Source organism: Mesorhizobium sp. M2A.F.Ca.ET.037.01.1.1, assembly GCF_003998075.1.
GTDB lineage: Bacteria > Pseudomonadota > Alphaproteobacteria > Rhizobiales > Rhizobiaceae > Mesorhizobium.
In genome coordinates this window covers 1-10187 of record NZ_RZSA01000121.1, presented here as the reverse complement: position 1 = coordinate 10187, position 10187 = coordinate 1, and the positions used below count along the sequence as shown (strand labels likewise).

Below are 10187 nucleotides of genomic sequence, written 5' to 3'. Positions count from 1 at the left end.
GGCCACCTACAGCGAGACCAATCCGGACATTGCGCTGGGCGAGGCCGGAATGAAGAAGCTCTTCCGCCAGTTCTCGTTTCCTGGCGGCATCCCGAGCCATGCGGCGCCTGATGTGCCCGGCTCGATCCATGAAGGCGGCGAGCTTGGCTACGCCCTCTCGCACGCTTATGGAGCGGCCTTCGACAACCCGGACCTTGTCGTCGCCTGCGTCGTCGGCGACGGCGAGGCGGAAACCGGGCCGCTCGCCACCTCCTGGCATTCCAACAAGTTCCTCAACCCGGCGCTTGACGGCGCGGTGCTGCCGATCCTCCACCTCAACGGCTACAAGATCGCCAATCCCACCATTCTGGCCCGTATCCCCGAGGAAGAGCTGCGTGCGCTGTTCGTCGGCTATGGTTACGAGCCGCTGTTCGTCGAAGGTGACGATCCGGCGTTGATGCATGAGCGGATGGCGGTCGTGCTCGACGATGCGCTCGACCGCATCAAGGCGATCCAGGATGCGGCCCGCGGCGGCGCGAAGACCGCGCAGCCGCGGCCGAAATGGCCGATGATCGTGCTACGAAGCCCGAAGGGCTGGACCGGTCCGAAGGAGGTCGACGGGCTGAAGACCGAGGGATTCTGGCGCGCCCACCAGGTCCCGCTTTCCGGCCTGGCCGAGAACCCAGAGCATCTGAGGATGCTTGAGGCGTGGATGAGAAGCTACCGGCCCGAAGAGCTTTTCGACGCCGCCGGCGCACCCCTGGCCGCGATCCGCGCCACCGCGCCGCAAGGTGACAGGCGCATGAGCGCCAATCCGAATGCCAATGGCGGCCTGCTGCGGCGGTCTCTCGAACTGCCTGGCCTGGATGAGCACGCTGTCCCGGTCGAGCGGCCCGGCGGCGTCAAGGCGGAGTCGACCCGTGTCATGGGCCGCTTCCTGCGCGACGTCATGACGTTGAACCGGGCTGCCAGGAATTTCCGCATCGTCGGCCCCGACGAGACGGCCTCGAACCGGTGGCAGGACGTCTTCGAGGTGACGGAGCGCGCCTGGATGGAAGAGATCGTTCCCGAGGATGTCCACCTGGCGCGGGAAGGCAGGGTTCTGGAAATTCTATCCGAGCATACGTGCCAGGGTTGGCTGGAAGGTTACCTGCTCACCGGGCGCCACGGCTTCTTCTCCTGCTACGAGGCCTTCACGCACATCGTCGATTCCATGTTCAACCAGCATGCGAAATGGCTGGATGCCTGCCGCAAGCTCCCCTGGCGGCGGCCGATCGCTTCGCTGAACTATCTGTTGTCCAGCCATGTCTGGCAGCAGGAGCACAATGGCTTCAGCCATCAGGATCCAGGCTTCATCGACGTGGCGCTGAACAAGAAGGCGGACGTCGTGCGCGTCTACCTGCCGGCGGACGCCAACAGCCTGCTTTGCGTGACCGACCATGTGCTTAAGACATGGAACCGCATCAACGTCATCGTCGCCGGCAAGGCCAATTCCTGGCAGTGGCTGTCCATCGACGAGGCGAAAGTCCACTGCGGCGCCGGCATTGGGATATGGGAATGGGCGTCGACCGACGGCGGCGCCGAGCCGGATGTGGTGATGGCCTGCGCCGGCGACGTGCCGACGCTCGAGACCCTGGCCGCCGTTCAGATCCTGAGGCGCCACATTCCCGACCTCAAGGTCCGTGTGGTGAACATTGTCGATCTGATGACGCTGCAGCCGAAGGAACATCACCCGCACGGGCTGTCGGACCATGAGTTCGACGCGTTGTTCACCAGGGACAAGCCTGTCATCTTCGCCTATCACGGCTATCCGTGGACGATCCACCGCCTGACCTACCGGCGGACCAATCACGACAACATCCATGTGCGCGGCTACAATGAGGAAGGGACGACGACGACGCCGTTCGACATGACCGTGCTGAACGGGCTCGACCGCTATCATCTCGTGCTCGGCGTGCTCGACCGCATTCCCGAGCCGGCCGGCGCGCACATCCAGCTGAGGCAGGCCATGGAAGGCAAGCTGATCGAGCACGCAGCCTATATCCGCAAGCACGGGCAGGACATGCCCGAGATACTCGGCTGGAAGTGGGAGCGGTAATCGATGACGAGGCGCCGGGCCGAGAGGATCGGGCTTGCAAAAGCGGCGGGGACCGGCCGGCCATGACCGACGCAATTCTCGTCCTCAATGGCGGCTCATCGAGCCTGAAGTTCGCCGTCTTCCAATGGCGCGACGAGCTCCATCTGCTGGTGCGCGGCAGCGTCTCGTCGATCGGCGAGCGGCCCCGGCTCCACGTCGCGCCCACGGCAATGACGCCGTCATTCGACAGGAGCCTTGGCGAACAGCCGATCTCCATCGGCACGGCGTTCGAAGCCGTTGCGTCCTATCTTGCGGACCGCGGCCTCCTGCGCCGGGTGGGCCGGGTCGGACATCGCATCGTGCATGGCGGCCGGGAGTTTGTCCGCGCAATGCTGCTCGACGAGCGCACGCTCGGTGCCTTGCGCAGGCTGGAGCCGCTCGCCCCGATTCATCAGGCGATCAACCTGGAGCTCGTCGACCTGGCCAGCCGCCTCCTGCCCGGCACCATGCAGGTCGGCTGCTTCGATACGGCCTTCCACGCGGCGCAGCCCGAGCACGCAAGGCTTTATGGCCTGCCGCATGAGATGGCGGAGCAAGGCATCGTCTCCTACGGCTTCCATGGGCTCTCCTACAGCCATATCGCCAGCGAGCTCAACAACCGTTATGGCGCCGCCGCCGGCGGCCGGACGATCGTTGCCCATCTCGGCAGCGGTGCGAGCCTGTGCGCGATGAAGGCAGGCGTAAGCCACGCCACCACCATGGGCTTCTCGACGCTTGACGGCCTGGTCATGAGCACGCGTTGCGGCGCGATCGATCCCGGCATCCTCCTGCACCTTCTGCAGGACCGGAAGCTGTCGTCGGACGAACTTGCCGACCTGCTCTATCAGCGATCCGGTCTGCTCGGGGTATCCGGCATCTCGGGAAACATGCAGACGCTGCTTGCATCGAAAGACCCGGCGGCGATGCGCGCCGTCGATCTCTTCGTCTATCGTGTCGGGCGCGAGATCGGATCGCTTGCCGCGGCGATTGGCGGGCTCGACACCATCGTGTTCACGGCGGGCATCGGCGAGCATGCGCCCGCGATCCGGCAGAGCATCTGCGAAGCCGCGGGATGGCTGGGCGTCGGGCTCGACGAGGAGTTGAACGCGCATGGCGAAGAACTGATCAGCGCCCCGGATTCCCTGGTCGACGTGCTTGTCATTCCCGCCGACGAGGAACGTGCGGTGGCCGCTGAGTTGCTCGGCTTCGAAGGCTTCGAAGGCAAAGACTAAATGATATCGCCCGGAAGCGCGCGGCGCTCCCGGGCGATATCATCAAACAAATGCGACTCGCCTCAGCCCGGCAACGAGGCGCCGAGCTTCCGCTGAACCAGGACGAGCGTCGGGTCGTCGGGATCCGTCGTGACGATGAAGCCCATCTCGCGCTCGAGTTCGATCGCTGCGCGGTTTTCGCGGCTCTCGATCGATTCGATGGTCTCTATCCCATGATCGTCGGCATAACGCGCGACATAGCCGAGAAATTCCCAGCTGACGCCGAGATGCTTGCGATCCTCGCGGATGCAGATGGCGACTTCGCCATGCCGATCGGCCGGGTCCGCGGCGAGGGTCGCCACCGCAATCAGCATTCCGTCGGTGGAGAAGGCGAGAAAATTATGGACGTGCGGATCGTCGGATCGGGTCATCGCCACAAGCCGCTCATGCGAGACTTCCTTCACGGCTCCGAGGAAGCGGAAGCGCAGATCCTCCGGTGTCACATGGGTAAAGAACTCGGCGACGATCGGCTCATCGTCGGGACGCGCTCGACGCACCTCGAAGCGAAATCCGGTGTGGGTCGTAAGCATGGTTTTCATTTTCAGCCCCTTTTCAGGATTGATGCGCGGGATTGGCGCAATGGCCTCATTCACCCATTGCCAGCAGCGTGTCGCGTTTCAGAATTTCGATGCTGCGCAGGCTGAGCAGGCGGATCACGCCCTTCTCTTTCAGGCGGGTGAAGACCCGCGACACGGTTTCGATGGTGAGGCCGAGATAGTCGCCGATGTCGTTGCGCGACATAGGCAGTTCCACCTGCCGCAGCCCGCCCTGACGCTCCGACATTTCGACGAGGAACGCCGCGACGCGCTCGATGGCGTTCTGGCGGCCGAGCACCAGGAGATGTTCCTGCGCCCGAGTCAGGCCTTTGAGCGCCAGAGGCAGGAGCTGACGCGACATGTCCGTGCCTGACGGAGCGCGGAAGACCCGGACACCAGTCGCGTTGATCGCCTCGGCGAAGAAGTGATGGGTGACGTCGGCCTCGAAACCGAAGGTCTCTCCCGCCAGGTGGAATGCGCTGATCTGCCTGCGACCGTCGGCGAGCAGGCGGTAGATGCGAACCGCGCCGAATTCGACTTGATAGAGCGCGCCGGCCTTTTCGCCCTGGGCATAGATTTCAGCGCCTGCCGTGAAGAAGCTGACCGGCGTCGCCGGCCCTTCGAAGGCTGGCGCGGGGCTCTGATGGGGAAGATAGGACGGCAGGTCGATCTTGGCGGAGGCTTGAGCGTACATGGATGTGGTCCCAGTGAATTTGTGACAACAGCAATCGCCCAAATCCAGCCATGCCGAAATTCGGTTATGTCCCTACGGGAAACTACTTAGTGCGATCCCAGATCACCCTGCCGAGCCAGACATGTCGAGCAGGCCGCCTGGCACGTCCGCCAACTGGGTCCGCGATTGACCACGATCAAGGCCGGCATGACTTGACTCGGCATTGTTTGGCCGGAGCAACCAGGGGAAACCGACCATGAACTCCGAGATGATTGAAATCTGGACCGGGATACTCGGCCTTGCCTATCTTGCCGCGCAGGCCTTTATTTCGAGATGCTCCGTGCCAGGAAGCACGTCCGAGCAAGGCACGGTCATGCCCGGCCGTATCCGGACAGGATAAGGCGCTCGCGATAGGAAAGGATGCCGGACCAGCGCGGTTTCATTCTTTCGTGCCGTGGGAAAGCCGGTCCGTTCCAGTCTGTCTTCCGAGAAACGGGGAAGCGTGATGAAGGCAATGGTGCTGGAAAAGCCCGGTACGCTCCTGAATCTCGTCGACCGTCCGGATCCCTTGCCGGGGGCGGGCGAGATCAGGCTCAAGGTGGTGGCATGCGCGGTATGTCGCACCGACCTGCACGTCGTGGACGGTGACTTGCCATCGCCAAAGCTGCCGCTCGTGCCGGGCCACGAAATCGTCGGCATCGTCGATCTTGTCGGTGAAGGCGTATCGCGAGCCCGGCTTGGGCAGAGGGTAGGCGTTCCGTGGCTGGGGCACACGTGCGGACATTGTCCCTATTGCAACGCCGGCGCCGAAAACCTCTGCGACCAGCCGCTCTTCACCGGCTACACGCGCGACGGCGGCTTCGCCAGTCATGTCGTTGCCGACGAGCATTTCGCCTTCGAGCTCGATGCCGCCGCGGATCCGGTGTCGCTGGCGCCGCTCCTGTGCGCTGGTCTGATCGGCTGGCGCTGTCTCAAGAAGGCCGGCGATGGCCGCCGGCTGGGCATCTTTGGCTTCGGCGCCGCCGCGCATATCATCACGCAGGTCGCAATCTGGCAGGGACGTGAGATCTTTGCCTTCACGCGGCCTGGCGACATCCAGGCACAGGAATTCGCGCGCTCATTGGGCGTTGCCTGGGCAGGGGCGTCCGATGAATTGCCTTCGGTCGAACTTGACGCCGCGATCATTTTCGCGCCGGTCGGCGAACTGGTGCCGGCCGCGTTGCGGGCTGTCCGCAAGGGCGGCCGGGTGGTCTGCGGCGGCATCCATATGAGCGACATTCCATCGATGCCCTACAGGCTTCTGTGGGAAGAACGGGAATTGGTGTCGGTCGCCAACCTGACCCGCCGGGACCCCGAGGAGTTCTTTCCGATCGCGAGGGACGCCCGGGTGCGCACGCACACAAAGGTCTATCCGCTGGAGCGGGCGAACCAGGCGCTGGATGATTTGCGCATGGGCAGGCTGAGTGGCGCCGCCGTCCTTAAGCCTTGACGGTCCTGGACCGCGCGTTCGCCTAGCCGTGGCATCTGCTTTAGCCGGTTCGTCCCTGGCCGGCAGAGTCGGTCAGGGGCGGGTCGGGATGGCCGATGAAAACAGGCACGCAGCGCGACATTCTTCTCCCGGACGGCTTGCCGAGCTGCGCTATGGCTGCTCGACCCGGGCCACCTGGTAGGTGTGCATGGCCCCGTTGCGCTTGATCGAGACGTACTCGCCAGTGAGGAAGCGCTCCTCGCCGAGATGAAAGCCGACCTCGTCGTCACGATCGCTTTCGGCGTAATCGAAATACCATTGGCCACCCGGCTTGCGCCGCAGGCGGCCGACAAGATCGTCCTCGCCGGTGCGGAAGCGGCGGACGCGGCAGAAGCCCTTGTGCGATTTCCACTCCTCCGCGTCCAGCCGTCCCTCATTGGTGAGCGGTGCGAGCACATCGTAGCCTTCCTCGCGGTCTCCTTCCGGATGACCTTTTTCGCGTGCGAGAAGCAGGCGGATGTTCCTGAATTTCGGGGTGAGGTCGTGCAAGCTGGTCATGGCAGACTCCTTCGAGGCCATTCCTATCGCGGCGATCGGAGGTGACCTTGATCAAGGTCAAACGGGCATCGGCTCGCGGCTCAACTGGTGCCTGTCGGCACATGACCGCGAACCCAATTGACGATCTGGCCGGCACTCATCGCCCCCGATACGCGCGCGATTTCCCGCTGGCGGTGAAACAGGATCACGGTGGGGATACCGCGAATGCCCAGCCTCGCCGCGATGGCCTGCTCCTTGTCGGAATTCAGCTTGACCAGCCGGATGCGAGGCTCCAGCGCCTTGGCGGCGGCCTCATAGGCCGGCGCCATCATCTTGCAGGGACCGCACCACGGAGCCCAGACGTCGACCAGGACGGGCAGGCTGCCGCGCCCGATCTGACGGTCGAAGTTCGCTGCGTCGATGTCCTGCGGGACCCCGGAAAACAGCCGGGCGCCGCATTTTCCGCATTGCGCTTCGGCGCTGTTTCGGTTCGGCGGCAGGCGGTTGACCACGCCGCATTTGGTGCAAACCACCAGATTCTCCTGCGTCATGACGTTCTCCCATTTCGATCGTGGCCGAGACGCCCGTCGCCAAGGGCCCGCAGCGCATTGACGATGACGGCGACGTCTATGCCCTCTTGCAGCAGTGCTCCCGCCACCGGCGTTATATGCCCCATGGCGGCCGCGATCATCGCCGCGCCCGAGAGCCCCAGCCCGACGACGATGCTCTGCAGGGCGATCCCGCGCGTGCGCCTGGCGATACGCAATGCTTCCGCGACAGGTTCCAGCCTGTCGGTCAGCACGACCACGTCCGCCGCCTCGGACGAAGCTGTCCCGCCGCGGGCTCCCATGGCAATGCCTACGGTCGCCGCGGCAAGGGCAGGCGCATCGTTGATGCCGTCGCCGACCATCATCGTCGGCGCCGCAGCCTTTTCGGCCTCGACTGTCCCAACCTTGTCGGCCGGCGTGGCGTTGGCGAAGACGGCATCAAGATCGAGCGAAGCGGAGACCTTTTCGGCCGCCGCGCCGTCATCGCCAGTCAGCATGACTATCCGGGTGACGCCTGCCGAACGCAAAGCCTCGACAGTGCCGGGCGCATCCTCGCGTATGGCGTCTCCGAATGTGAAAACAGCGGCAAGCCGGCCATCGATGGCCACAAACACCCTGAGCACCTGCGTGTCGCGATACCGGCTCTCTCCGCTCTCCGCCCAGTTGGGCAATGGCCCGTTTCCAAGAACCAGCGGCCTCGATCCGGCCACGACCGACATCCCATCCACCTGACCTTCAAGGCCTTCTCCCCGATGCTCGCGGACATCACAGGGTTGGGAAAGCAAAAGGTTCCCATGGCGGGCAATGCGGACAATCGAATCCGCAAGAACGTGGTGCGAAGCCTGTTCAAGCGAGGCGAGCAGCCGCAGCGGTTCATCGGTTCCCTGGCCTGGAGCGACGTCGATCTCGATCAACTCGGCGCCGCCGAGCGTCAGGGTCCCCGTCTTGTCGAAGATCGCGGTGCGTATCTGGGCAAGCGCCTCCAGCGCCGCGCTGCCCTTCATGAGGATGCCGGCGCGGGCGGCACGCGACACACCGCCGATGAATGCGACGGGCGCCGCGAGGATCAGCGGGCAGGGCGTCGCGACCACCAGGACGGCGAGAGCGCGGATCGGATCACCGGAAAGATACCAGGCGATGGCGGCGATCAGCAGCGTGGCCGGAAGCAAGAGCAGGGCAAAACGGTCGGCAATGCGTATGAGCGGCGCCTTGGCGGTTTGCGCGGCGGCGACCATGCGCACGATCGCGGCGTAGGTGCTTTTGTCAGCGATAGCCGAGGCCCGCATGACAAAGACCTCGCCGACATTGACGGTGCCGCTGCGCAATGCGTCGCCGGCGCCGCGCCGCTCCGGCAGGGGCTCTCCGGTGACCGTCGACTCATCGACCTGGGCCGAGGCGTCGATCAGGACGCCGTCCACGGGCAGCAATTCGCCGGCGCGCACCAGAAGCTCGTCGCCGACCGCCACCTGGTCGATCGCGACAGTTTCGGTGCCATGTGCGGATTTCCGGTGCGCCACACGCGGCGCCCTGTCGGTCAGAGCCCTGAGATTCCGCTCCGCCCGGCCGCGTGCCAGATCTTCAAGCACGGTGCCACCGGCATACATGATGGCGACGACCACCGCCGCCAAGGCCTGCCCAAGCAGCAGCGCCGCCGACATCGAAACCAGCGCGATCGTGTCGACGCCGACCCGGCCGATCCAGAAATCTCGCAGGATCGAGATGGCAAGCGCCGCCACGACGGGCAGCGTTGCCGCTGTCCAGATCGTATCGGGCGAGGCGATGTCGATACCGTTTCGCCAGACGCCCAGTCCGAGCGCCAGGCCGAGAACGGCTATGATCAGCAGCGCGCGCCGCAGCACGGATTCGTTCATGACGGCTGTCAAAGCTCGTCGATCATTTCCCGCAGCAAAAGCCGGACATCCTTTGCCGTCGCGGCAAGTTGCGGGTTGTCGATCGCTCCCATCGCCACCATCGGATCGACCGCCGCCACCTCGGTCTTGCCGGGGGCGGTCTCGGTCGCGATCACGTTACAGGGCAGCATCGCGCCGATCTTGTCCTCGGCCTGCAGCGCGCGCCATGCGAAATGCGGATTGCAGGCACCGAGGATCATATATGGCTTGAAGTCGACGCCCAGCTTGACCTTCATCGTGTGCTGGACATCGATCCTCGTCAGGATGCCGAAGCCCTTGCCGGCAAGCTTTCTGGTGACGTGTTCGATCGCCGCCGCGAACGGCATGTCGAGGCTCTTGCTGAAGTAATAGCTCATCGGATCCTCCTTCCATGGCGATCTTCGCCAGCAGCGACAGCTTGAGGGCAGTAGCTAGCCGCCGGGGTCGGATGGCGCTTTGATCCAGCGCAATGAATGCTAGCCGCCTTCGGTGAATGTGGCGGCAAGGAGTTCTCCAGGATGACAATCCGAAATCTTGAATACGCGGTCTCACCGAAATCCGTCGTTGTCGTCGGCGCGACCGAGCGCGTTGGCTCGGTCGGCCGCGTTGTCTTCGACAACATCGTCGGCGGCGGCTTCGAGGGGGAGATCTGGCCGGTCAATCCCAAACATGCGCAGGTGGTCGGCCACCGCTGCTACGGCAGGGTCGCCGATCTGCCGGGGGTTCCCGATCTGGCCGTGATCGTGACCCCTCCCGAGACTGTGCCCGATATCGTGCGGGAACTGGGCGAGAAGGGGACGCGCGCCGCCGTCGTCATCACCGCGGGGCTCAATCACGCCAATGGTCTGCGCCAGGCGATGCTCGATTCGGCCAAGCCCTCGCTCATGCGCATCATTGGCCCGAACACCGTCGGGCTGATGGTTCCCCCGGCGAAGCTCAACGCCGGTTTCGCCCATATGGCGGCGCGGCCCGGGAACATTGCGCTGATCTCGCAGTCCGGCGCCATCGCCACGTCGCTGATCGACTGGGCGGCCGAGAACAATGTCGGCTTTTCCCGGATCATTTCCCTCGGCGACATGGCGGACGTCGATGTCGGCGACTGCCTCGACATGCTGGCGGGCGATTTCCACACGCGAGCAATCGTGATGTATCTCGAAACCATACCCAATC

At 64.5% G+C, this 10187-nt stretch carries 11 protein-coding genes; 5 read left to right on the top strand and 6 right to left on the bottom strand.

The genetic code is table 11. The annotated features are described in order from the left end of the window. Positions 1–2077 (top strand): phosphoketolase family protein (locus EOA27_RS08930; protein ID WP_145970293.1); only part of this gene is annotated, 2077 nt, incomplete at its 5' end. 62 nt (positions 2078–2139) lie between these two features. Next, positions 2140–3327: an acetate/propionate family kinase gene (locus EOA27_RS08925; RefSeq protein WP_126079222.1), complete on the top strand. Its 1188-nt coding sequence runs from the start codon at positions 2140–2142 to the stop codon at positions 3325–3327. Between the two features lie 62 nt (positions 3328–3389). Here the strand turns inward: EOA27_RS08925 and EOA27_RS08920 are convergent, their stop codons facing one another. After that, a complete protein-coding gene (locus EOA27_RS08920) occupies positions 3390–3905 on the bottom strand; it encodes a GNAT family N-acetyltransferase (RefSeq protein ID WP_126079221.1) in 516 nt (171 codons plus the stop codon). 46 nt (positions 3906–3951) lie between these two features. Beyond that, on the bottom strand, positions 3952–4596 hold the full coding sequence (locus EOA27_RS08915) for a helix-turn-helix domain-containing protein (RefSeq protein ID WP_126079220.1): 645 nt from the start codon (positions 4594–4596) through the stop codon (positions 3952–3954). A 235-nt stretch (positions 4597–4831) separates the two neighbouring features. Between EOA27_RS08915 and EOA27_RS40555 the strand changes: the two genes are divergently transcribed. Further along, a complete protein-coding gene (locus EOA27_RS40555) occupies positions 4832–4975 on the top strand; it encodes a hypothetical protein (protein ID WP_189561987.1) in 144 nt (47 codons plus the stop codon). Positions 4976–5080: 105 nt separating this feature from the next. Beyond that, positions 5081–6064, top strand: a complete 984-nt coding sequence (locus tag EOA27_RS08910; RefSeq protein ID WP_126079219.1) for a zinc-dependent alcohol dehydrogenase family protein — start codon at positions 5081–5083, stop codon at positions 6062–6064. A 150-nt stretch (positions 6065–6214) separates the two neighbouring features. On the opposite strand, the gene EOA27_RS08905 is transcribed toward EOA27_RS08910, so the two are convergent. The 4 genes from EOA27_RS08905 to EOA27_RS08890 form a co-directional block, all read right to left on the bottom strand. Next, complete coding sequence (locus EOA27_RS08905) at positions 6215–6601, bottom strand: hypothetical protein (protein ID WP_126079218.1); 387 nt, start codon at positions 6599–6601, stop codon at positions 6215–6217. A gap of 80 nt (positions 6602–6681) precedes the next feature. Continuing rightward, on the bottom strand, positions 6682–7131 hold the full coding sequence (gene trxC / locus EOA27_RS08900; RefSeq protein ID WP_126079217.1) for a thioredoxin TrxC: 450 nt from the start codon (positions 7129–7131) through the stop codon (positions 6682–6684). Next, complete coding sequence (locus EOA27_RS08895; protein WP_126079216.1) at positions 7128–8999, bottom strand: heavy metal translocating P-type ATPase; 1872 nt, start codon at positions 8997–8999, stop codon at positions 7128–7130. The genes trxC and EOA27_RS08895 overlap by 4 nt, the downstream gene beginning before the upstream one ends. Positions 9000–9007: 8 nt before the next feature. After that, positions 9008–9394: a DUF302 domain-containing protein gene (locus tag EOA27_RS08890; RefSeq protein WP_126079215.1), complete on the bottom strand. Its 387-nt coding sequence runs from the start codon at positions 9392–9394 to the stop codon at positions 9008–9010. Positions 9395–9535: 141 nt separating this feature from the next. On the opposite strand from EOA27_RS08890, the gene EOA27_RS08885 reads away from it, so the two are divergent. Then, the coding region (locus EOA27_RS08885) for a CoA-binding protein (RefSeq protein WP_189561986.1) at positions 9536–10187 on the top strand (652 nt) is incomplete at its 3' end.